The sequence below is a fragment of the Sphingomonas panacisoli genome (assembly GCF_007859635.1).
Lineage (GTDB): Bacteria > Pseudomonadota > Alphaproteobacteria > Sphingomonadales > Sphingomonadaceae > Sphingomonas > Sphingomonas panacisoli.
In genome coordinates this window covers 3,148,906-3,169,605 of sequence record NZ_CP042306.1, presented here as the reverse complement: position 1 = coordinate 3,169,605, position 20,700 = coordinate 3,148,906, and the positions used below count along the sequence as shown (strand labels likewise).

The following is a 20,700-nucleotide window of genomic DNA, read 5'->3' as shown; positions in this document are numbered from 1 at the left end:
GCGAGGGGATGCACCGCCCGCGCCGGATCGTCATCGCCGGCGGAGGCACCGCGGGCTGGATGGCCGCCGCGGCGATCGCGCGAACGATGGGCCGCACTGTCGAGGTGACGTTGGTCGAATCCGATATGATCGGGACGATCGGCGTCGGCGAATCGACCATCCCGCCGCTGCAGGTGTTCAACCGCCTGCTCGGCATCAACGAAGCCGATTTCATGCGCGCGACGAGCGCGACCTTCAAGCTCGGCATCCTGTTCGACAATTGGAAAGAGCAGGGTCACCGCTACTTCCACTCGTTCGGGTTCACCGGAAAGGACCATTGGTCGGCGGGCTTCCAGCACTTCTGGCTGTACGGCCGGGCAAAGGGGCACAGTCAGTCGTACGACGATTATTGCCTCGAAGTGATCGCCGCGCTGGGCGGTAAGTTCGCCCACTTGCCCGACGACGGGATGAATTACGCCTACCAGCTCGATTCGACAGCCTATGCCGCGTTCTTGCGCGCGATGGCCGAAAGCGACGGGACGACGCGCGTCGAGGGTAAGATCGCGCGGGTGGAACTCGACAGTGAAAGCGGCGACATCGCGGCGCTTGTGCTCGACGCCGGGACGCGGATCGAGGGCGACCTGTTCCTCGACTGCACCGGTTTCCGCGCGGTGTTGATCGAGGGTGCGCTGCACGCCGGGTTCGACGACTGGACGCATTGGCTGCCGTGCGATTCCGCGATCGCGCTACAGACCGAAAGCGTCGGGCCGGCGGTGCCCTATACCCGCGCGATCGCGCACGATGCCGGGTGGCAATGGCGCATTCCGCTACAGCATCGCACCGGCAACGGGCTGGTCTATTGCAGCCGGTATCTGAGTCAGGACGAAGCGCTCGCGCGGCTGCTCGGCAATGTCGAGGGCGAAGTGCTTACCAAGCCCAACATCCTGAAATTCGGCGCCGGCGCGCGGCGCAAGCAATGGCACCGCAACTGCATCGCGATCGGCCTGTCGAGCGGGTTCATGGAGCCGCTCGAATCGACCAGCATCCATCTGATCCAGCGCGCCATATTGCGGCTGATCCGGATGATGCCGAACCATTCGATCAGCGACCGCGACATCGCCGAATTCAACGACCAGCAGTTCGAGGACATGCGCCAGATCCTCGATTTCCTGGTGCTGCACTATAAGGCCACCGACCGCCGCGACAGCCCGTTCTGGCGCCAGTGCGCGGCGATGGATATTCCCGACAGCCTCGCGCAGAAGATCGAATTGTTCCGCGAGACGGGCCGAGTATTCCGCAAGAACGAGGAATTGTTCGCCGAGAATAGCTGGGTGCAGGTCATGATGGGGCAGGGGATCGTCCCCAGGACCTATCACCCGGTCGCCGAAAAGCTGACCGACGACGAGCTCGACCGCTTCCTCGGCATGCTGCGCGAAACGGTAAGGAAGACCGTCGCCACGCTGCCCGATCACCCGGCGTATGTCGCGCGATATTGCGGTGTACAGCAGCCCCAGCCTGCCGCTACGGCATAGGGACCTATGGCGCGCCGCAAGCAGAACGTTACGATCAAGCACGTCGCCGCCGATGCGGGCGTGTCGCTGCAAACGGTCAGCCGCGTCATCAACAAGGAACCGAACGTCCGCCCGGAAATGATCGAACGCGTCCAGGCGTCGATCGACAAATTGGGCTATGTCCCCTCGATCGCCGCGCAACGGATGGGCGGGTCGCGCTCGCGGCTGATCCTCGCGCTCAACGACCGCGAGCGGACGATCGAGGCGTGGCGGCTGCGCGAGGGTACGGACTGGGTCGATCAGATGCTGCTCGGCGGGATGCTGACCTGCGCCGAGCATGGCTATCGTATGATCGTCGAACTGGTCGATACGCATAGCGACCATATCGAGCGCGAGTTGCAGGGTGCGATCGCCGCGCTGCAGCCCGACGGCGTCGTCCTGACGCCGCCGCACTCGGAAAACCCGCTGATCGTCGACCTGCTGGTCGATCACAAGATCAGCTTCGCGCGGATCGGATCGATCAAGCCTGGGCCGGGCTTCGCGCTGACGATGGACGACGAGCGCGCGGCGCGGCTGGCGACCGAGCATCTGGTCGAACTCGGCCACAAACGGATCGGATTCATCGCCGGATCGATGGAATACGAATTGAGCGGCTGGCGCGTCGATGGGTGGCGCGAGTCGATGGCCAAGGCTGGGCTGGCGACCGATGGCCTGCTCGCTCAGGGCGACTTCAGCTACGCATCTGGCACGGCCGCAGCGCGCGAATTGCTCGATGTCGCCAACCCGCCGACCGCGATCGTCGCGAGCAACGACCAGATGGCGCTCGCGACGCTCGAATATGCGCGCGAGCGCGGCATCGAGGTGCCGACCGACCTATCGCTGGTCAGCTTCGACGACACGCCGATCGTCCGCTTCACCCATCCGCCGCTGACCGCGATCGTCCAGCCGATCGCGGCCGTCTCCGCGCGCGCGGTCGAACTTATCATCGCCGACCAGGCCGGGGCGGAGAAGATCGACGAGCCGATCGTCGTCCCCGCGACGATCGTTCTACGCGCATCGACCGTGTCGCCACGGAAGGGTCGCGCGTAAGGGGTCGTCGCGGCGCGCGCTCAATACTGAATGCGTCGCGCCTTCACCCAAGCCGAGAACACGTCGAGCCGGCACGAAGCTACCGCGGACCGCGGCGGAGGTGGTCGGGCTGCGATTTGATCGAATGGAAGGCCGGGTGGCGGAGCGGGAGGGATTCGAACCCTCGATACGCTTTTGACGTATACTCACTTTCCAGGCGAGCGCCTTCGACCACTCGGCCACCGCTCCGCATTGCCGGAAGCGCTCGCCTCTAGGGAAGCACGCTCGCCTGCGCAAGCGCTTGCCCGTGCCGGCATCGCGTGGCAGCTTCCGGCCATGCCGATCCTCCTCCCGCTCGCCGCCGCGTTCTTCGCGCAAGCCGCCACCGCCAAGCCGGCCGTGAAGCCGCCGCTGTCGCCGGGGGAGATCGCCAATGCCGCACCGGCGGCGGCGTGGCGGACGATACCAGACGACGACATCGTCGTCTTCACGCTCGCAAACGGGCGCAAGGTGATCATGCAGCTCGCGCCGAGCTTCGCGCCGCGCCACGTCGATCGGATGCGGACGCTGGCGACCAGCAAATGGTGGGACGGCACCAGCGTCTATCGCGTCCAGGACAATTACGTCGCGCAATGGGGCGACGTCAGCGAGAAGAAGAAGCTGCCCGCGGGTGTCGCCGATACCGGGCCGGCTGAGTATGTGCGTACCGGCGGCGTGCCGACCGTGCGCATGACGCGGCCCGACAGCTTCGCCGCGATCGCCGGGTTCGATCCCGCCGGGTGGCCGGTCGCGTCGGACGGCAAGAAAAGCTGGCTGACGCATTGCTACGGCATGGTCGGCGTCGCGCGGGATTTGGCGCCGTCGATCGGGAGTGGGTCGGAGCTTTATACGGTGATCGGCCATGCGCCGCGCGCGCTCGATCGCAACATCGCGTTGGTCGGGCGAATCATCGAGGGGATCGACGCGCTGTCGTCGCTCGAGCGCGGTACCGGCAAGCTCGGTTTCTATGGCGACGCGCAGAAGCCGACGCCGATCGTCAGCGCGCGGCTGGCGAGTGCGCTGTCCGCCGGCGACCGGCCGCGATTCGAGTATCTGATGCCCGGATCGCCTGCCTTCGCGAAGTATCTCCACGCGCGTGAGAACCGCGAGCCGCCGTTCTTTGCGGTACCCGCGGGCGGCGCCGATATCTGCAACGTTCCGGTGCCGATCCGCCGCAAGACTTAAGGCAATCTGGCCCCGTACATACGAATTCTTGCCACGATCCACGCTGGCGATGCCGCATTCGCGCCCCATATCGAGCGCAGACGGCCCAGCCGAAAACGTGGGAATCGAGTAATGGTATCGCGCATCACGATCGCAATCGCGGCGGCCTTGGTCGCTTTCGCCGCCCAATCTGCCTCGGCGCAGGGGCCCGGCGTCGAGGGCGTGTGGAGCAACCCCAAGGGTAGTGTCCAGGTCAAGACCGGCACGTGTGGCGACAAACTGTGCGGCGTTGTCGTCTATGCCAGCCAGAAGGCGCAGGCCGACGCGAAGAAGGCCGGGGCCGAGCCGCTGATCGGTACGACGCTGCTGCGCGGCTATCGCGCGAACGGCACCGCGGAATGGGCCGGGCAGGTGTATGTCCCCGACCGCAAGGCGAGCTATTATTCGACGATCCAGCTGGTCGATGCGCAGACGCTTAAGGTGTCGGGCTGCATCCTGGGCGGCCTGATCTGCAAGAGCCAGCTATGGCACCGCGTGCCGAGCGGCGGCGCGATGGCCACGCGCTAGTTCGTCGTCGTCGCCGCGGCAAAGCTGCGTCGTCAGACCTCGCTGAAGCGATGCTGGCCGGGCTCAGCATTAGAAGGAAAATAGCGGCGCTATTTTCTGTGCTCAGCCTCAATTACCGACCCAGTCGGCGACTTCCCCCGCGACCTGATTGGCGGCCTGGTTCAGCGCCGGTCCGACCGTCGTGTAATCGACTGGGCTAATCGGCACGCGTGCCTCGAAGCGCTTCTTTTCGACCTTGTTGCCGTCGCCGGTGCGGATCAGCGCGCCGTCGAACGTCACCACCGCCTGGCCGGTCGAACCATCGACGCCGAAATTGCGGAGCTCGCCCGACAGCCGCGCGCCGGGGTCGCTGAACGCCTGCGCGCTCGACAGCACGACGCGGCCGGTCTTGGCGGAAATCGTGTCGGACATCAGCCGCGCGAACAGCCGCTGCGGCGCTTCGACCCAGGCAGCGTTGGTGACGTACGCGACCTGGTCGCCGGTCGTCACCGGAATGCGCGCGACCGCCAGGCTTTGCGGCACGGCGGGCACCAGGATGGTGATCGTTTTCGCAGTGGCGGAATTCTGCGTCGATCCGACCGGCAACGTGCTTGTCGCGGTCAGCGTCAGCAGCGCCTTGGGCGGCTTGCCCCCGAAGTTGAGGCAACCGGCGAGCGGCATGGCGAGGAGCAGCGGTAGGTAGCGCTTCATATCACTTGCCCTTGTAATCGGGGAGCTTGGGACTGCCGACGATCGACCCGGCGCCGCCGCGGTCGATCTTCTCGGCGACCGACGACAGCGACGCGGCCATTTCGCGCAGATCGTGGATCAGCTGGCTCATTTCGGGGACGGTCTGCTTCGAGAAACGCTGCAGCCCCGGCCGCGCATCGCCGATTGCACCGTCGAGCGTGTCCATCGACTTCTGCGCCGACGAAACCGCCTTGTTGAGGTTGGCGATGGTCGGCTTGATGTCGTTCGCCAGCACGCCGTTGGTCGTGTCGGCGAGCTTGCCGATCTGCTCGGATGCGACGCCCGCCTTCTGAATAGCTATCCGCGTCTCGGCCAGGGTGGCGGCGATTTCAGGCCCGCGGTCGGCCAGCGCCTTCGACAGTTTGTTCGTATTGTCGAGGATGCCCGCGATCGACACTTGGTTGCGGTCGCTGAGCAGGGCGGTGAGCCGCTCGGTCAGGTTCGTCAGCCGCTCGAGCAATTGCGGCGCGTTCGACAGCAGCGCGCCGAGACCGCCAGGCTTGGCCGGGATGATCGGTACGCCGAGCGGGCATGCGCTATTGTCGCAGCTGATCAGCGGTTTGCCCGTCTGCGCGCCGTCGAGCTGGACGGTGGAGGGGCCGGTGAAGCTACCCTGGATCGACGCGGTTGTACCCAGCAGGATCGGCGTCTTGTCATCGACCGACACGCGCACGCGGACGAATTCGGGCGATTTGGCATCGAGCGCGATGTCCTTGACCTGGCCGCTCGGCACACCCGAGAAGTTGACCGCGGAGCCTTTGGCGAGGCCGTCCACCGACTGTTTGAAGTAAACGTCGTACTCGCGTTTCCCTTCCGCGCCGAAGCGCGAAATCCACACCATGAACAGCGCCAGCACCGCGAGCAGGATCAGAACGACCCCGCCGACCAGCACATGGTTTGACCGCGTCTCCATTACTCAGCCCCTGCTTGTTGCAGCACGTCGCCCTGCGCTTCTTTCGTCGCGATCGCCGCGCGCCCCCGCGGCCCCTTGAAATATTCTTCGATCCACGGATGGTCCAACGCGATCAACTCGTCGATGGTGCCGACCGCGATCACTTTCTTGTCCGCCAACACCGCGACACGGTCGCAGATCGCATAGAGCGAGTCGAGATCGTGGGTGATCAGGAACACCGTCAGCCCCATGGTGCGCTGGAGCGATTTGGTCAGTTCGTCGAATGCCGCGGCGCCGATCGGGTCGAGACCCGCGGTCGGTTCGTCGAGGAACAGCAATTCGGGGTCGAGCGCGAGCGCGCGGGCCAGGCCGGCGCGCTTCTTCATGCCGCCCGACAGTTCGGCCGGGTATTTGGGGCCGGCATCGGGCGGCAGGCCGGTCATCACCACCTTGTACGACGCGATTTCGTCGAGCAGCACGGGGTCAAGATCGGGATAGAATTCCTTGATCGGCACCTCGACATTCTCGGCGACGGTCAAGGTCGAGAACAAGGCGCCGCCCTGGAACAGGATACCCCAGCGCTTGCGGATATTGGTCGCCTCGGTCTCTTCGCGGCCGATCGTCGGCTCGCCGAATACGGTGACCTCGCCCTCGTCGGGGGTCTGGAGGCCGATGATCGATCGCATCAGCACCGACTTGCCCGTGCCCGAGCCACCGACCACGCCGATGATCTCGCCGCGATAGACGTCGAGGTCGAGATCCTCGTGCACGATCTGGTCGCCGAAGCTGTTCTTCAGCCCGCGCACGCTGATGATGACGTCTTTCTTCGTCGCCATCACGGCCACCCGGCGGAGGAAAAGAACACCGCGAAAAAGGCGTCGAGCACGATCACCAGGAAGATGCCCTGGACCACCGCGGCGGTCGTCCGGAGACCGACCTGTTCGGCGTCCGCTTCGACCTGCATGCCCTGGAAACAGCCCGCCATGCCGATGATCGCACCGAACACGGGCGCCTTGATCAGGCCGATATAGACGTCGCTGATCGGCACGACTTCGCGGATCTGCTGGATATAGGTGACCGGCGGAATGCCAAGCGAAAGCCAGCACAACAGCCCGCCGCCGATGATCCCGATCAGCGCCGAATAGAAACCGAGCAGGATCATCATCAGCGTCGAGGCGAGCACGCGCGGCACGACCAACGCCTCCATCGGGGACACGCCGATCGTGCGCATCGCGTCGATTTCCTCGGTCAGCTTCATCGTGCCGATCTGCGCGGCGAATGCGGAGCCGGAGCGGCCCGCGACCATGATAGCGGTCATCAGCACGCCGAGCTCACGGAACGACAGGCGGCCGACCAGGTTGATCGTATAGATTTCGGCGCCGAACTGCCGCAGCTGGACCGCGCCCTGCTGCGCGATGACGATGCCGATCAGGAAGCTCATCAGCCCGATGATGGCGAGCGCGGAGACGCCGACCACTTCGAACTGCTGGACCGTCGCGTTGAAGCGGAACCGGCGGTGCGCGACGACCGCGCCGAACGCGAGCACGGTCCCGCCGAGGAAGCCGAGCAGGCCGTAGAGCGTCTTGCCGGCCTGCACCGTCGCGTCGCCGACCTCGCCGAGCACGCGCTGGAATGCGGGGACGTGTTCGCCGCGGATCCGCACGGGCTGGTCGGCAGCAACGACCTGGTCGAACAGATGCTGGCCGTCGGGCGTCAGCCCCTCGACCGCGGCGCCGTTCTTTTGCGCGAAACGATGGATCGTCCAGGCGCCGATCGTGTCGATCCGCTGGATTCCCGACAGATCGAGCCGCTCCGCCTCACCCTCATACGCCGCTAGCCGATCCGGCAGGTCGCCCAACTTGGCCAGCGACAAACTGCCCGAAAAACGCAGCGTGCCGGCGTTGCCGTCGTCGGTAAAGGCTGCGGCGTCGCTCATTCGACACGGACCATGGAAGATTATGGGTGGATCGGCAATAACATGGCGCGATGCACCGGCTCGCAATCTACGACATGGACAAGACGATCACGCGACGCGCGACGTGGACGCTGTTCCTGACCCACTATGCCCGCAGCCGCCCCTGGGACGGGATCGGCCTTTCGGCGGTGCCGGGACCGGCCCTGCTGTATGCATTCAAGCTGATCGATCGCGCGCGATTGAAGGAGATGACGCAGGCGCTGGTGATGGGCCGGCGCGCCGACCTCAAGACGGCGACCACGATCGCCGAGGACTTCGGGGCGCGGATCGCGGCCGAGGACGTCTACGACGAAGCGCGCGCGCGGATCGCCGCGGACAGGGCGGCGGGCTACCGCGTCGTGCTGGCGACCGCGTCGTACGATTTCTACGTCCGGCCGATCGCCCGCGCGCTTGGGATCGACGATGTCGTCGCGACGCCCTCGACCGTCGACGGCGAGCTCATGATCGCGCGGATCGCGGGCGAGAATTGCTATGCCGACGCCAAATTGCGGATGATCGAGGCATGGATGGCGAAGGAGGGGATCGCGCGGAGCGACGCGCAGATCCGCTTCTATTCGGACCATGTCTCTGACGCCCCGACGCTCGCCTGGGCCGACGAGCCGTTCGCGGTCAATCCGCACGCCAAATTGCGCGCGCTGGCGGTGGAGAAAGGCTGGCCGATCCTCGACTGGCGCTAGAATGCGACGTCGATGGTGTGGATCGCCACGCCGACCAGCCCGCCGACCAATGTCCCGTTGATCCGAATATATTGCAGGTCGCGGCCGACCGCATTCTCCAGCCGCCGCGTGATTGTCTGCGCGTCCCAGCCGCGCACCGTTTCCGACACCAGCCGTACGATCGCGTCGCCGTAATCGGCGGCGGTGCCGACCGCGGCGCGGCGCGCGAAGCGGTTGATCGTCGCAGCCAACTCGGGATCCTCCTGCAACGTTGTGCCGAGTTGGCGCAACGCTTCGCCGAAGCGGCCCGCCATCATCGAATCGGGGTCGCGCGCGATCTTGAGCATCGCGCCGCGCATCTGTTCCCAGATGCCCTGCCACCAATCCGACAGCGCGGGATTGTCGAGCATCTCGGCCTTGAACCCCTCGACCCGTGCCTGCATCGCCGGATCGTGCTGAAGGTCGTGCGCGAGTTGCGCGAGGCCTTCGTCGGCCTTGGCGCGCAGCGGATGGTCGGGGTCGGCCGCCATGTCGCGGATCATGCCGTCGAGCCCGGCGATGATCTTGTTGGCCAGCGTCTCGTCGAGCCCGGTGAAGCGCATCAGCGACCCCGCGCGTTCGTGCACCATCGCGCGGATCACCGGCTCGTTCGCCTCCAGCACCTTGGCCGACCATTTGACGATGCCGTCGAGCAAGGGAATATGGCGGTTCTCGGCGATCGCGGCGGCGAGCGCGTTGCCAAGCAGGGGCGAGACTTCAAGCGCGCGCAGACGTTGCGCGAGTGTCGTCCGCACCATTCCGCCGAGCCGCTCCTGATCGAGCGATTCGAGCATGTCGGCCGCCAGCCGCGACGCGCCCCGGCGCAACCGCCCCTCGGTCGCTCCTTTGGGGTTCGCCAGCCAACGCCCGGCCGCGCCCGCGACGTCCAAGCGCTGCATGCGCCGCGCGACCACACGCGGGATCAGGAAATTGTCGCGCAGGAAATTGGCGAGCGTATCGCCGATCCGATCCTTGTTGCGCGGCACGATCGCGGTGTGCGGGATCGGCAGGCCGAGCGGGTGGCGGAACAGCGCCGTCACCGCGAACCAGTCGGCCAAGCCGCCGACCATCGCGGCTTCCGCGAACGCACGGACGAAGCCCCAGGCGGGATGCTGATCGCCGAGCGCGCGCGCGATCAGGAACAACGCCGCCATCGCCAGTAACAGCGCTGTCGCGACGATGCGCATCCGGCGCAAGGCGGGCGGGATGGCGGACGAACCGGGCAGAGGAAGCGAGAGCTTCACCTGCGGCACAATCGCTCAATCGGGGGAAGGTTCAAGCCCTTCCCCGCGATTGCTTCATTCGGCGGGCTGAGGCCCCTCGCCATGATAGCCGATCGGCCGTGGCCCGGTGGGGCCTTCGATCACCGTCGATCCGTCGTCGCCGGGGCGATAGGTTAGCAGACGGCGGCCGAGTTTCGGCCCCAGCCATTTCTCGACACCCACCGCCAGGCTGAAGCTGGCGGGTACGATCAGCAGCGTGAGCACGGTCGATAGGATCAGGCCCCCGATCACGACGATGCCCATCGGCGCGCGCCACGATGCGTCGCCCGACAACGACACCGCGGTCGGCACCATGCCGGCGACCATCGCGACGGTGGTCATCACGATCGGCTGCGCGCGCTTGTGTCCCGCATCCTCGATTGCGACCAGGCTATCGATGCCCTTCTGCATTTCCTCCAGCGCGAAATCGATCAGCAGGATCGAGTTCTTGGCGACGATGCCGAGCAGCATCAGCAGGCCGATATAGACCGGCATCGAGATCGGCTGGCCGGTGATCCACAACGCGACCAAGCCGCCGAGCGGGGCGAGCAACAGTGACCCCATGTTGACGAACGGCGGCAGGACGCGGCGATAGAGCAGCACCAGCACCGCGAGCACCAGCAGCACCCCGGCCACCACCGCGACCAGGAAGTTGTTGATCATCTCGCCCTGCCACTTGGCCTGGCCGAGCGTCAGCTTCTCCACCCCGCTCGGCAGGTTCTTCATCGTCGGCAACGCGTCGATGTCCTTCCAGGCCTGGCTCGACACCAGCGGCTTGCCGGTCTTGGGATTGAGACCCAGATCGGCGCCGACGGTCAGCTGACGCTGCAGCTGGACGCGCTGGATCTTCGACGGGCTCGCGCCGAAGCCGATGTCGGCGACGGTCGATAGCGGTACCGATCCGCCGGTCGCGGTCGGCACGGGCAGGTTCTGGATCGTCGCCATCCGCGACCGGCTCGATTGCTCGAGCGCGACGGTGATCGGCACCTGGCGATCGCTCAACGAGAACTTCGCCTTGTTCTGCTCGATATCGCCCAAGGTTGCGAGCCGGATCGCGCTCGACAGCGCCTGCGTCGTCACGCCGAGATCGGCGGCGAGGTCGAAGCGCGGACGGATCACGAGTTCGGGCTGCTGGAGGTCGCCCTGGATGCGCGGCGCGACCACGCTCTTCAGCTTGGACATTTCCGCTACGATCTTCTGCCCGGTATCGTTGAGCAGCTTGGGATCGCTGCCGCCGAGCACGATCGTGATGTCGCGCCCGCTGGATCCCCAGCCCTGTTGCGAGCGGAACGACACGCGCGCGTCGGGAATCGCCGCCAGCGTCGTCGCGAGATCGCGCTCGAACTTCACGCTCGTCTTGTTCTTGTCCTTCTTGAAGATCGCGGTGACGCGGCCGTTGCCGACGAAGGCGCGGCTATAGACGTCCGCCACCTGCGGTTGCTTGCGCAGGATGTCGGTGACCTTGTCGACCACCGCCTGCGTTTCCGCCAGCGTCGTACCAGGCACCATTTCGATCGTCGCGGTCGAGGCGTCCTGGTCCTGGTCCGGCTGGAACGATTGCGGCAGGATCGCGAAGAACATCACCGTCAGCAACAGCGCGACCGCGCCGGCGACGATCGACGACCAGCGATGCTTGAGCGTCCAGCGCAGCGCGCCCATGTACGCGTCCATCAACCGGCCTTCGCCATGGCTCGCCTGGCCATGCGCCTTCAGGAAATAGGCCGCGATCATCGGCGTGATCAGGCGCGCGACGGCCAGCGACATCAGCACCGAGGCGACGACGGTCAGGCCGAAATTCTTGAAGAACTGACCCGACACGCCGGGCATCAGCCCGACCGGCAGGAACACCGCGACGATCGACATCGTCGTCGCCAGCACCGCGAGGCCGATTTCGTCCGCGGCGTCGATGGATGCCTGGTACGCCGTCTTGCCCATGCGCATGTGGCGGACGATGTTCTCGATCTCCACGATCGCGTCGTCGACCAGCACGCCCGCGACCAGGCTGAGCGCCAGCAGCGTCATCTGGTTGAGCGTGAAGCCGAGCAACTGCATGATCCAGAAGGTCGGGATCGCCGACAGCGGGATCGCGAGTGCGGAAATCGCCGTCGCGCGCCAGTCGCGCAGGAACAGGAACACGATCAGGACGGCGAGACCGGCGCCTTCCAACATCGCTTCGATCGCCGAATGATACTGCTTTTCGGCATATTCGGTTTCGTTGAAGATCAGCTTGAACTTGACCCGCGGATCCTTCTTTTCGAGGTCCGCCAGCGCCTTTTCGGCGCCGTGGAACACGCTGACGTCGGACGCGCCCTTGGCGCGCTGGAAGTCGAACGTGATCGTCTGGCGCCCGTCATATTGCGAGGCGGAGCGCTGCTCGGCGAACTGGTCCTGTACCGTCGCGATGTCGGACAGCTTGACCATGCGGCCGTTGCCGACCGAAATCTGGGTCTGACTGAGCGCATAGGCGTTCGCGGCGTTGCCGAGCACGCGGACCGACTGTTCGGACCCGGCGATCTCGGCGCGGCCCCCCGAGGCGTTGAGGTTGACCTGCCGGAGCTGCGCGTTGACCTGGCTCGAGGTCAGACCGAGCGATTGCAGCTTGGCGGGGTCGAGCTTGACGCGGATTTCGCGGTCGACGCCGCCGTTGCGGTTGACGGTCGCCATGCCGCTGACCGCCTGCAATTCCTTGGTGACGGTATTGTCGATGTACCAGCTCAATTCCTCGATCGACATGTCGCTGGTGATCGCGGCGTAGCTGGCCAGGTCGTTGCCGGTGGTGTTGGCGCGTTCGACCTGCGGCTCCAGAATGCCGTCGGGCAACGACCCGCGGATCTGCTGCAGCGCGCTGCGCACGTCCTCGACGGCGCGGTCGATGGGGGTGCCGATGTTGAGCTGTACGACCGTCGTCGAATTGCCTTCGGTGACGTTCGAATTGATCTCGTCGATGCCCGACAGGCTGCGGACCGCGGCCTCGACCTTCTGCGTGACCTGGTTCTCGAGCTCGGTCGGCGCGGCGCCGGGCTGCGAGATCGAGATGATGACGACCGGGAAATCGATGTCGGGGTCGTTGTTGACTTTCATCGTGGCGAACGCGACGAGCCCCGCCAGCGTCAGCATCATGAACGCGACGAGGCTGGGCACCGGGTTCCGGATCGACCAGGCGGAGATATTGCGGAAGCTCATGACCTCAGTTCCTCACACTCGCGCCCGTCAGGGCTTACGCAGGATCGGCTTGACCTTCTGGCCGGCGTTCAGGAACGCGCCCGCCGACAGCACGACGCGTTCGCTGCCGGTCAGGCCCGACACCACCGACACACCGCGATCGGACACTTCGCCGGTCTTGATCGCGCGGCGTTCGACCTTGTCGTCCTTGCCGACGATATACACGAAATTGCCGCTCGCGTCGGTCTGAATCGCCGAATTGGGCAGCACCGGCAGCGTGTTCGCGCCGCCATAGATCGATGCCGAGGCGAAGCCGCCCGGGCGCAGCGCCTTGTCGAACGGGATCGCGATTCGTACGATGCCGCGGCGCGACTGCGGGTCGATCACCGGCGAAATCTGCCAGATGGCGCCGTTGAACGTCTGGGTGCTGCCGACCGGGGTCACTTGCGCGCGGGCGCCGACGTTGAGGCTCTGGATATCGCCTTCGGACAGTTCGGCACGCAGCTCCATCTCGCCGCCCTTGGCCATGCGGAACAGCGCGCCCGATCCGGCGCTGACGATCTGGCCGGGCTCTACCGAGCGCGTCAGCACGAGGCCGGCGGCGGGTGCGCGAATCGCGAGCCGGCCGTTCGCCGCGCGCTGCTGCGACAGCGTCGCTTCGGCGACCCGGACGCGCGCATTGGCGGCGTCGCGCGTTGCGATCTTAGTCTCGAGATCGGCCTTGGAGATGAACCCCTTGCCGACCAGCGACTGCGCGCGATCGACATTGGATTGCGCGATCTTTGCATCGGCGCGAGCGACCGCGATCTGCGCTTCCAGGCTGTTCGCCGTCTGCACCTGGACCGAGCTGTCGACCGTCGCCAGCACCTGACCCGCGCCGACCCACTGGCCGGGCTGGACCAGGACGGCGGTCACGCGACCGCCTTCGCCGGCCACGCCGACGGGCATGTCGACGCGCGCCGCCAGGCTGCCGGTGCCGGTGATCGTGCGATCGACGACGTTGTTGCCTGGCGCGGCAACGGTGACGGGGGGCAATTGGTCGCCCTGCTGACCGCCGGCCGCGCCGGCGTCGGACGCGGGCTTGCTCGGCCGCATCATCACGAAAGCGGCGATCAGGACCAGGACGACGATGACGCCGGCGATGATCCACGTCCGGCGGCGCGACGGCTGCTCGGTCTCGTCGGTGAGCGCATATCTGCCGCTCGGCTCGTAGTTCATCTCGGCCACGTCCCCGTATACTCGTTTATCGAGGTTTCTCGGACCCCGGTGGAGCTGTGTTATACAAATAAAGCACCGACCTCAAGAGGCTCGGTGCCGAATGGCGCTCCTTTGCGCTTTTCGGCCATGAATCGCAACCCGCCACGCCCGTTTCGGGGAAGAAACGATTGCAACATTATTGCCTAAGGCAGAGGATCAGGCAGCGGAGTCGAACAAGGACTCGGCCCTGGGAGGGAGAAATCCGATGCCCGAACGATCGATCCTGGCGTGGCTGGCGATCGGCCTTGTGGTTGGCGTAATCGGAAAACTGACCGCGCCCGGACGGAAACCGGGTGGCTGGATGGCAATTATCTTGACCGGGATAGCCGGAGCGCTGCTTGCCGGCTTCGTCGCGGAAACGATGCGATGGACGACGACCGGGACGTGGCGAAATGATGCCGCGGCATCGCTCGGTGCGATAGCGGCGCTGGCGGTCCATCGGTGGCTGAAGAACCGGCAATCCCGATGACCGCCGTTCATCCTGCGTTGCAGGTCGCGATGCCAATGGGTTCGCGACGGACCTTTTCGTCTGCCTTTGGAGAGTAGAATGCGCCTGTTCGCCACCGCTTTGTTGCTGACGCTGTCACCGCTTGCCACGCTGCCCGCCGCGGCGCAGGTTGCGGCCGTGATCCCCGACGGCACGATCCTGGACGTCAGCGCGACCGGTAAGACGACCCGCGTCCCCGACATTGCGACGATCCGGGCCGGCGTGGTGACGCAAAGCGCCACCGCCGCGCAGGCGCTCGCCGATAACGCCAAACGCATGACCGGGGTGCTCGCCGCGCTGAAGGCTGCGGGCGTCCAGCCGCGCGACATCGCGACCTCGAACGTCTCGCTCCAGCCGCAATATCGCTACGAGAACAATCAGCCGCCGGCGATCACCGGATACCAAGCGTCGAACACGGTGTCGGTCCGCTTCCGCGACATCGCGAAGTCGGGGTCGATCCTCGATGCGCTGGTGGCGCAGGGTGCAAATCAGATCGACGGGCCCAACCTGTCGCTCGACCAGCCCGATGCGGCGCTCGACGAAGCGCGCGTCGATGCGGTCAAGCGCGCGAGGGCGCGGGCCGAGCTCTATGCGAAGGCCGCTGGGCTGACCGTCGTGCGCATCGTGTCGATCAGCGAAGGCGGCGAGGTGGCGGGGCCGCAACCGCCGGTGCTTTATATGGCGCGTGCCAAGGCTCAAGCCTCCGCCGACACCACGATCGCGCCGGGCGAAACCGACGTGACCGCATCGGTATCGGTTCGCTTCCTGCTCAAGTGACACGAAAAAGGGGCCGCTCCCGGCTGGGAGCGGCCCCTGATTTTCTCGGCTGACCCGATTAGCGGACGCGGCCGCGATTGATCAGGTTGAGCACCGCCAGCAAGATGATCGCACCGATCACCGAATAGACGAACGTCATCACGGTAATGGCTTCGTTGATCCCGACACCGAAGATCAGGTTGGCGATGACCGCGCCGACGATGCCGACGATGACGTTGAGCAGCAGACCCTGCTGGCCGTCCGTGCGCATAACGACGCTGGCGAGCCAACCGGCCACGCCACCCACGACCAACCAAATGATAATTCCGACCATTGCGACCTCCTGTTACGCGTCCGGCATTCGCCGGATTGTTACGACAGGATACGACTCTTTGTCGGAAATTTTGTTCCGTCAGCGTTCCGAACGACTGATATGGATCAGTACTTTTGCTGACGCTCGTAAAGGCTCTTATAGTGCTGAATGCGCGTCACGCGCAGCCCCGGCATGCCCGAACGATCGATCGCGCGCTGCCAGCCGGCGAATTCCTCGACGGTCAGGCTGTAGCGGTCGCAGACTTCGTCCACCGACAGCAGTCCGCCATTGACCGCGGCGACCACTTCGGCCTTGCGGCGCACGACCCAACGCGTGGTTTCGGGCGGCGGCAACGTATCGAGGGTCAGCGGCTCGCCGAGCGGACCGATGACTTTAGCTGGCCGTATTTTCTGGTTCTCGATCATTCGCTACCTCGATTTGGGTCGGGGGGACCCCAAACATTATTACCAATAACGACCGTTAGCGGCCGGACTTGAACATCCCTTGAAGCGGCTAGGTAAACGCGCCCTTCATTCTTGACTCCACCGCTCGATCCGCACGGCCTGACCCTCGTCGAACGCGCCCGATGCGGGACGGAACGGCAGGTCGGCGATCACCGCCGGCGCGACTTGCGCATGGGCGATCGCGGTCGGCGAGGCCGCCTGGCGCGCCGCCACCCCGACCAGCAGCACGGCGAGGTCGGGCGGCAATACCGCCACCGACGCATCGTGCTCGAATCGGAGATAGCTCAGGTCCACGCGTCACTCGTCGTTCGTCAAACAGACCGACTGTGTAGCGAGACGAGCCTAAAGCCCGGTAAAGATGCAGGTTAGAGTCTGTTAGCGTGCCCTAACAAACCCTGCCCACCGCTAGGCAAGCGCGCGCGGCATCACTATTGACCCAGCATCACCATGACCGTGGATTTCCAATTGGGCCCCGATTTGTCGGGCAAGCGCATCGTCGTCGCGATGTCGGGCGGCGTCGATTCGTCGGTCGTCGCGGCGCTGGCGGCGAAGAGCGGCGCGGAGACGATCGGCATCACGCTCCAGCTCTACGATCACGGCGAGGCGACCGGCCGCGCCGGATCGTGCTGTGCCGGCCGCGACATTCGCGACGCGCGCGCGGTGTGCGATCGGCTGGGCATTGCGCACTACGTCCACGACCATGAAAGCGCGTTTCGCGAAACGGTGATCGACCAGTTCGCCGACGATTACGTCGCGGGCCGTACGCCGATTCCCTGCGTCCGCTGCAACATGGGACCGAAATTCACCGATCTGTTCACGCTCGCGCGCGACCTTGGCGCGGATTGCCTGGCGACTGGGCATTATGTCCGCCGAGTCGAGGGGCCGGACGGTGCGGAGTTGCATCGCGCCGCCGATCCGGCGCGCGACCAGAGCTACTTCCTGTTCGCGACCATGCAGGATCAGCTCGACTTCCTGCGTTTCCCGCTCGGCGGTCTGCCCAAGCCGCGCGTGCGCGAACTGGCGGCGGAGCTCGGCCTGGGCGTCGCGGCCAAGCCGGACAGTCAGGACATCTGCTTCGTCCCCGACGGCGATTATGCGTCGCTGGTCAAGAAACTGCGGCCGGAAGCGGGAACGGGCGGCGACATCGTCGATCTGTCTGGCCGCAAGCTCGGCGAGCATCGCGGGCTGATCCACTTCACGATCGGCCAGCGCCGGGGCCTCGAGATAGGCGGCAGCCCGGAGCCGCTCTACGTCGTCCGCCTCGATCCGACGCGCGGCGAAGTGGTGGTGGGCCCCCGTGCGGCGCTGGCGGTGGCGTCGGCGCGGCTGAGCGACATCAACCGGCTCGGCGCGACCGATGGTGCGCTCAGCGTCAAGGTGCGCAGCCTCGCCAAGCCCGTCCCGGCGCGATTGGTCGGCGACCGCGTGCTGTTCGATATGCCCGAATATGGCGTGTCGCCCGGCCAGGCGGCGGTGCTCTATGCCGGCGACCGTGTGCTCGGGGGCGGCTGGATCGAGGACACGCAAGCCGCGGATAGCGCGCTCGCCGCCTGATTATTGCCCGCCGGTCGCCGCCTTGCACAAGGCGACCAGGTCGCGCTTGATCGACGCCCCGCTCAAATGCGCCTGCACCGATTCGTAGCGTTCGGCGGTCAGCTTGCGGCGGATATCGTCGACGCTGCGGCACGTGCCCGAGCGCGCGAGTTCGTAGGCCCGTTCGACGGTCGATAACTGGCGGTGCGATGGGTCGGTCACGCCGCGCCTCTAGCATCGTTTCGCTTCCGACCCGCACGTTTTCGGCTTGATTCAGGTAAGTAACCGAACCGATCCGGCCGTTCATCTGGCGCACAGCTTCGCGGGCGTAACCGGCGGCGATGATGACGGGCGATGCGACGGTAACGATAGCCGGTGCTGGCCGTCCGCTGCGTGTCGCCTTGTTCTCGGGCAATTACAATTACGTCAAGGACGGCTGCAACCAAGCGCTCAACATGCTCGCGGCGTATCTGCAGGATAACCACGGCGCCGAAGTTCGAGTCTATTCGCCGACCACCGCGACCCCGGCGTTCGATCCGGTCGGGACCTTGGTCTACGCGCCGGCCGTGACGATTCCAGGGCGCTCCGAATTCAAGCTGGCGATCGGCCTGTCGCCCCGGCTGCGGCGGGACCTCGCGGCATTCGCGCCCGATATCGTCCATGTCTCGGCGCCCGACTTCCTGGGCGTCGCCGCGCAGAAATGGGCCAAGGCGCGCGGCATTCCCGTCGTCGCCAGCCTGCACACCCGGTTCGAAACCTATTTCTCCTATTATGGCCTCAGCCTGTTTCGCGGCTGGGCAGAGCGGCACCTCGCGCGCTTTTATGGCCGCAGCGACTACGTCCTGGTCCCCAACCGCCCGATCCTCGACGAGATGGCGTCGGCGCGGTCGGATGGGCATGTGCGGCTATGGGGCCGCGGCGTCGATCGCACGCGGTTCGATCCGGCGCGGCGCGACATGCCCTGGCGGCGCGAGGTTGGGATCGGCGACAACGAGATCGCCGTGTTGTTCTTTGGGCGACTGGTGCTCGAAAAAGGCGTCGATGATTTCGCCGCGATCGTTCGGCGGTTGCAGGAACAAGGCATCCCCGCCCGCGCGCTGGTGGTGGGCGAGGGGCCGGCGCATGCGCGGCTCGCCAAGGCGCTGCCCGACGCCGTCTTCACCGGGCATCTGACCGGCGACGAGCTCGGCCGCGCGGTCGCCAGCGCCGACGTGATGGTCAATCCGAGCGTGACCGAAGCGTTCGGCAACGTCGTGCTGGAAGCGATGGCGGCGGGGCTGCCGGTGGTGAGCGCCGATGCGCCGAGCGCCCGTGCACTGATCGAACCCGGCGCGACCGGCGTGCTGTGTCCGCCCGGCGATATCGGTGCCTATGCCGATATGGTTCGCCAGCTGATCGCGTTGCCCGCCGAAACCCGCAAGCTGTCGATGGCCGCGCGCGCGGCGACCGCCGCCTTCACCTGGAGCGCGGCGCTGGCGGCGGTGGTGGCAGTCTATGCCGAGGCGGTCGACCCGTTCGTCTGATCGGGGAAGAAGCGTTCGATCACGTTCGATGCGAGCCGCGCCGGACGCAGCGTTTCGGCGTCGATGCAGCACCAGCTCGATTTGACCTCGGCCAGCACGTCCTCGCCGCGCTTGATGATCGTCTGGTAGAAAGCCCGCGCCCCCTGGACCTTTTCGAGCAGCACGGTCGCGATCACCTCGTCGTCGAGAAAGGTCGGCTTGCGATAGGTGATCTCGTGCTTCAGCGCGACCCATAACAGGCTCGCCACCGCATCGGCCGGCGCGATCTTGCGCCAATGGCTGAGTACCGCGTCCTGCACCCATTTCAGGTACGACGCATTGTTGACGTGCCCCATGAAATCGATGTCCGCCGGATCGATCGGGATCGGGTAGTCGTGCGGGAGAGCATGGTCGGTCACGCCGCGACCTTAGCAAAATCCCTTGTTTTCCGCCAGTTTTTTACGGGCGTCCGCTGACGCTACGGCATGGCCGTCAAAGCAGGAACGACCCTTCCATCACCGTCACGCAATTGCCGCCCAAGATGACGCGATCGCCATCAAGTCTGCACGTCAGATGCCCGCCGCGCTTGCTTGCCTGATACGCGGTGAAGCCGTCGCGGCCGAGGCGCTTGGCCCAATAGGGCACTGCGACGGCATGGGCGGAACCGGTCACCGGATCCTCGTCGATCCCGCCGCCCGGTGCGAAGGCGCGGCTGATGATGTCGGTCGTGTCGCCCGGCGCGGTCGCGATCGTCAGCAGATCGCCGTCCGCCGCGAGTGCGCGAAAGTCCGGCGTCAGCGCGCGGACCTGATCGGCATTTTCGAGCACGATCAGCGCATAGCGATGCTCATGCCAGAGCGTATCGACCGCATTATCGACACCGAGCGCGGCGACTTGGTCCGGCAGCGGCTTCGGGTTCGGCACCCAGGCAGGTAGTGCGAGGTCGTATCCGGCGCCGGCGCGCGATACTTCCAGCATACCGGCTTTGCGCGTCCGAAACCGCACGCGATCCATGTCGGGCGAAGCCGACAGCACGAAATGCCCGCTCGCCAAGGTCGCGTGGCCGCACATCACCACTTCGACCGCCGGCGTGAACCAGCGCAGGTCGAAATCGACGTCCTCGTCCCCCGATGCGACGATGAAGGCGGTTTCCGACAGATTGTTCTCCGCCGCGATCGCTTGCAGCGTCGCGTCGTCGAGCCAGTCGGCCAGCGGCATGACCGCCGCTGGATTGCCCGTGAACGGCGCGCTCGCGAACGCATCGATCTGCGCGATCGGCAATCTCATTTCATTCTCCCCTCTCGATCCGTTCGCCCTGAGCTTGTCGAAGGGCATGCCAAGGACA

At 65.9% G+C, this 20,700-nt stretch carries 22 protein-coding genes and 1 tRNA gene; 9 read left to right on the top strand and 14 right to left on the bottom strand.

All coding sequences use genetic code 11. The features are described from left to right. Positions 1-8 precede the first annotated feature (8 nt). Positions 9-1,511 carry a tryptophan halogenase family protein gene (locus FPZ24_RS15795; protein WP_146573597.1) on the top strand — a complete coding sequence of 501 codons (1,503 nt, stop codon included), beginning with the start codon at positions 9-11 and terminating at the stop codon, positions 1,509-1,511. Between the two features lie 6 nt (positions 1,512-1,517). Continuing rightward, positions 1,518-2,579 (top strand): LacI family DNA-binding transcriptional regulator, encoded by a 1,062-nt coding sequence (locus tag FPZ24_RS15790; RefSeq protein WP_146573595.1) that lies wholly within the window; start codon positions 1,518-1,520, stop codon positions 2,577-2,579. Between the two features lie 137 nt (positions 2,580-2,716). Here FPZ24_RS15790 and FPZ24_RS15785 read toward each other — a convergent pair. Next, a tRNA-Ser gene (locus tag FPZ24_RS15785) sits at positions 2,717-2,807 on the bottom strand. Positions 2,808-2,894: 87 nt separating this feature from the next. On the opposite strand from FPZ24_RS15785, the gene FPZ24_RS15780 reads away from it, so the two are divergent. Together FPZ24_RS15780 and FPZ24_RS15775 are read left to right on the top strand one after the other, a co-directional pair. Further along, positions 2,895-3,782, top strand: a complete 888-nt coding sequence (locus FPZ24_RS15780) for a peptidylprolyl isomerase (RefSeq protein ID WP_146573592.1) — start codon at positions 2,895-2,897, stop codon at positions 3,780-3,782. A gap of 111 nt (positions 3,783-3,893) precedes the next feature. After that, positions 3,894-4,328, top strand: coding sequence for a DUF2147 domain-containing protein (locus FPZ24_RS15775; RefSeq protein ID WP_146573590.1), 435 nt, complete (start codon positions 3,894-3,896; stop codon positions 4,326-4,328). Between the two features lie 108 nt (positions 4,329-4,436). Here the strand turns inward: FPZ24_RS15775 and FPZ24_RS15770 are convergent, their stop codons facing one another. Genes FPZ24_RS15770 through FPZ24_RS15755 form a run of 4 tightly spaced genes read right to left on the bottom strand, consistent with a single transcriptional unit; the run spans position 4,437 to position 7,885 of the window. Then, on the bottom strand, positions 4,437-5,018 hold the full coding sequence (locus FPZ24_RS15770) for an ABC-type transport auxiliary lipoprotein family protein (RefSeq protein WP_146573588.1): 582 nt from the start codon (positions 5,016-5,018) through the stop codon (positions 4,437-4,439). 1 nt (position 5,019) lies between these two features. Continuing rightward, positions 5,020-5,970 carry an MlaD family protein gene (locus FPZ24_RS15765; protein WP_146573587.1) on the bottom strand — a complete coding sequence of 317 codons (951 nt, stop codon included), beginning with the start codon at positions 5,968-5,970 and terminating at the stop codon, positions 5,020-5,022. After that, positions 5,970-6,785 carry an ABC transporter ATP-binding protein gene (locus tag FPZ24_RS15760; RefSeq protein ID WP_146573585.1) on the bottom strand — a complete coding sequence of 272 codons (816 nt, stop codon included), beginning with the start codon at positions 6,783-6,785 and terminating at the stop codon, positions 5,970-5,972. Before FPZ24_RS15760 ends, FPZ24_RS15765 begins: the two co-directional genes overlap by 1 nt. Then, the gene (locus FPZ24_RS15755; RefSeq protein WP_146573583.1) at positions 6,785-7,885 is read right to left on the bottom strand and encodes an ABC transporter permease; all 1,101 of its coding nucleotides are present in this window, start codon (positions 7,883-7,885) and stop codon (positions 6,785-6,787) included. The genes FPZ24_RS15760 and FPZ24_RS15755 overlap by 1 nt, the downstream gene beginning before the upstream one ends. A gap of 50 nt (positions 7,886-7,935) precedes the next feature. On the opposite strand from FPZ24_RS15755, the gene FPZ24_RS15750 reads away from it, so the two are divergent. Then, entirely contained in the window at positions 7,936-8,601 is a 666-nt protein-coding gene (locus FPZ24_RS15750) for an HAD family hydrolase (protein ID WP_146573581.1), read from the top strand. On the opposite strand, the gene FPZ24_RS15745 is transcribed toward FPZ24_RS15750, so the two are convergent. The 3 genes from FPZ24_RS15745 to FPZ24_RS15735 all read right to left on the bottom strand — a co-directional run bounded on the left by FPZ24_RS15745 (position 8,598) and on the right by FPZ24_RS15735 (position 14,261). Next, positions 8,598-9,806, bottom strand: a complete 1,209-nt coding sequence (locus tag FPZ24_RS15745; protein WP_146574631.1) for a DUF445 domain-containing protein — start codon at positions 9,804-9,806, stop codon at positions 8,598-8,600. The two genes, FPZ24_RS15750 and FPZ24_RS15745, sit on opposite strands and share 4 nt — an antisense overlap. 111 nt (positions 9,807-9,917) lie before the next feature. Continuing rightward, positions 9,918-13,064, bottom strand: coding sequence for an efflux RND transporter permease subunit (locus tag FPZ24_RS15740; protein WP_146573579.1), 3,147 nt, complete (start codon positions 13,062-13,064; stop codon positions 9,918-9,920). A gap of 27 nt (positions 13,065-13,091) precedes the next feature. Then, positions 13,092-14,261 (bottom strand): efflux RND transporter periplasmic adaptor subunit, encoded by a 1,170-nt coding sequence (locus tag FPZ24_RS15735; RefSeq protein WP_146574629.1) that lies wholly within the window; start codon positions 14,259-14,261, stop codon positions 13,092-13,094. 244 nt (positions 14,262-14,505) lie between these two features. Here FPZ24_RS15735 and FPZ24_RS15730 point away from each other — a divergent pair, with 244 nt between their 5' ends. Continuing rightward, positions 14,506-14,769, top strand: coding sequence for a GlsB/YeaQ/YmgE family stress response membrane protein (locus FPZ24_RS15730; protein ID WP_146573577.1), 264 nt, complete (start codon positions 14,506-14,508; stop codon positions 14,767-14,769). A 78-nt stretch (positions 14,770-14,847) separates the two neighbouring features. Further along, positions 14,848-15,564 carry an SIMPL domain-containing protein gene (locus FPZ24_RS15725; RefSeq protein WP_146573575.1) on the top strand — a complete coding sequence of 239 codons (717 nt, stop codon included), beginning with the start codon at positions 14,848-14,850 and terminating at the stop codon, positions 15,562-15,564. A 58-nt stretch (positions 15,565-15,622) separates the two neighbouring features. On the opposite strand, the gene FPZ24_RS15720 is transcribed toward FPZ24_RS15725, so the two are convergent. From FPZ24_RS15720 to FPZ24_RS15710, 3 genes are all read right to left on the bottom strand, one after another. Continuing rightward, complete coding sequence (locus FPZ24_RS15720; RefSeq protein WP_146573573.1) at positions 15,623-15,877, bottom strand: GlsB/YeaQ/YmgE family stress response membrane protein; 255 nt, start codon at positions 15,875-15,877, stop codon at positions 15,623-15,625. A gap of 104 nt (positions 15,878-15,981) precedes the next feature. Continuing rightward, positions 15,982-16,281 (bottom strand): CtrA inhibitor SciP, encoded by a 300-nt coding sequence (gene sciP, locus FPZ24_RS15715; protein ID WP_146573571.1) that lies wholly within the window; start codon positions 16,279-16,281, stop codon positions 15,982-15,984. A 105-nt stretch (positions 16,282-16,386) separates the two neighbouring features. Then, complete coding sequence (locus tag FPZ24_RS15710; RefSeq protein WP_146573569.1) at positions 16,387-16,614, bottom strand: hypothetical protein; 228 nt, start codon at positions 16,612-16,614, stop codon at positions 16,387-16,389. Between the two features lie 153 nt (positions 16,615-16,767). On the opposite strand from FPZ24_RS15710, the gene mnmA reads away from it, so the two are divergent. Continuing rightward, entirely contained in the window at positions 16,768-17,874 is a 1,107-nt protein-coding gene (gene mnmA, locus FPZ24_RS15705; RefSeq protein WP_146573567.1) for a tRNA 2-thiouridine(34) synthase MnmA, read from the top strand. Here the strand turns inward: mnmA and FPZ24_RS15700 are convergent, their stop codons facing one another. After that, entirely contained in the window at positions 17,875-18,075 is a 201-nt protein-coding gene (locus FPZ24_RS15700) for a hypothetical protein (protein WP_146573565.1), read from the bottom strand. It abuts the gene before it with no gap. 122 nt (positions 18,076-18,197) lie between these two features. Here FPZ24_RS15700 and FPZ24_RS15695 point away from each other — a divergent pair, with 122 nt between their 5' ends. Next, positions 18,198-19,376 (top strand): glycosyltransferase family 4 protein, encoded by a 1,179-nt coding sequence (locus tag FPZ24_RS15695; RefSeq protein ID WP_240047517.1) that lies wholly within the window; start codon positions 18,198-18,200, stop codon positions 19,374-19,376. Here the strand turns inward: FPZ24_RS15695 and FPZ24_RS15690 are convergent. Together FPZ24_RS15690 and FPZ24_RS15685 are read right to left on the bottom strand one after the other, a co-directional pair. Continuing rightward, positions 19,346-19,711 (bottom strand): acyl-CoA thioesterase, encoded by a 366-nt coding sequence (locus tag FPZ24_RS15690; RefSeq protein WP_240047714.1) that lies wholly within the window; start codon positions 19,709-19,711, stop codon positions 19,346-19,348. The genes FPZ24_RS15695 and FPZ24_RS15690 overlap by 31 nt on opposite strands. 136 nt (positions 19,712-19,847) lie before the next feature. Continuing rightward, entirely contained in the window at positions 19,848-20,642 is a 795-nt protein-coding gene (locus FPZ24_RS15685; protein WP_146573559.1) for a PhzF family phenazine biosynthesis protein, read from the bottom strand. Positions 20,643-20,700 lie beyond the last annotated feature (58 nt).

Bases quoted from the DNA above. Each gene is read 5' to 3' on its own strand.
- FPZ24_RS15735 (WP_146574629.1), bottom strand. From the start codon at position 14,261: ATGAACTACGAGCCGAGCGGCAGATATGCGCTCACCGACGAGACCGAG.
- mnmA (WP_146573567.1), top strand. From the start codon at position 16,768: ATGACCGTGGATTTCCAATTGGGCCCCGATTTGTCGGGCAAGCGCATC.
- FPZ24_RS15685 (WP_146573559.1), bottom strand. From the start codon at position 20,642: ATGAGATTGCCGATCGCGCAGATCGATGCGTTCGCGAGCGCGCCGTTC.
- FPZ24_RS15720 (WP_146573573.1), bottom strand. From the start codon at position 15,877: ATGGTCGGAATTATCATTTGGTTGGTCGTGGGTGGCGTGGCCGGTTGG.
- FPZ24_RS15765 (WP_146573587.1), bottom strand. From the start codon at position 5,970: ATGGAGACGCGGTCAAACCATGTGCTGGTCGGCGGGGTCGTTCTGATC.
- FPZ24_RS15750 (WP_146573581.1), top strand. From the start codon at position 7,936: ATGCACCGGCTCGCAATCTACGACATGGACAAGACGATCACGCGACGC.
- FPZ24_RS15775 (WP_146573590.1), top strand. From the start codon at position 3,894: ATGGTATCGCGCATCACGATCGCAATCGCGGCGGCCTTGGTCGCTTTC.
- FPZ24_RS15725 (WP_146573575.1), top strand. From the start codon at position 14,848: ATGCGCCTGTTCGCCACCGCTTTGTTGCTGACGCTGTCACCGCTTGCC.
- FPZ24_RS15695 (WP_240047517.1), top strand. From the start codon at position 18,198: ATGACGGGCGATGCGACGGTAACGATAGCCGGTGCTGGCCGTCCGCTG.
- FPZ24_RS15740 (WP_146573579.1), bottom strand. From the start codon at position 13,064: ATGAGCTTCCGCAATATCTCCGCCTGGTCGATCCGGAACCCGGTGCCC.
- FPZ24_RS15790 (WP_146573595.1), top strand. From the start codon at position 1,518: ATGGCGCGCCGCAAGCAGAACGTTACGATCAAGCACGTCGCCGCCGAT.
- FPZ24_RS15755 (WP_146573583.1), bottom strand. From the start codon at position 7,885: ATGAGCGACGCCGCAGCCTTTACCGACGACGGCAACGCCGGCACGCTG.
- FPZ24_RS15745 (WP_146574631.1), bottom strand. From the start codon at position 9,806: ATGCGCATCGTCGCGACAGCGCTGTTACTGGCGATGGCGGCGTTGTTC.
- FPZ24_RS15795 (WP_146573597.1), top strand. From the start codon at position 9: ATGCACCGCCCGCGCCGGATCGTCATCGCCGGCGGAGGCACCGCGGGC.
- FPZ24_RS15760 (WP_146573585.1), bottom strand. From the start codon at position 6,785: ATGGCGACGAAGAAAGACGTCATCATCAGCGTGCGCGGGCTGAAGAAC.
- FPZ24_RS15780 (WP_146573592.1), top strand. From the start codon at position 2,895: ATGCCGATCCTCCTCCCGCTCGCCGCCGCGTTCTTCGCGCAAGCCGCC.
- FPZ24_RS15770 (WP_146573588.1), bottom strand. From the start codon at position 5,018: ATGAAGCGCTACCTACCGCTGCTCCTCGCCATGCCGCTCGCCGGTTGC.
- FPZ24_RS15690 (WP_240047714.1), bottom strand. From the start codon at position 19,711: ATGGGGCACGTCAACAATGCGTCGTACCTGAAATGGGTGCAGGACGCG.
- FPZ24_RS15730 (WP_146573577.1), top strand. From the start codon at position 14,506: ATGCCCGAACGATCGATCCTGGCGTGGCTGGCGATCGGCCTTGTGGTT.
- sciP (WP_146573571.1), bottom strand. From the start codon at position 16,281: ATGATCGAGAACCAGAAAATACGGCCAGCTAAAGTCATCGGTCCGCTC.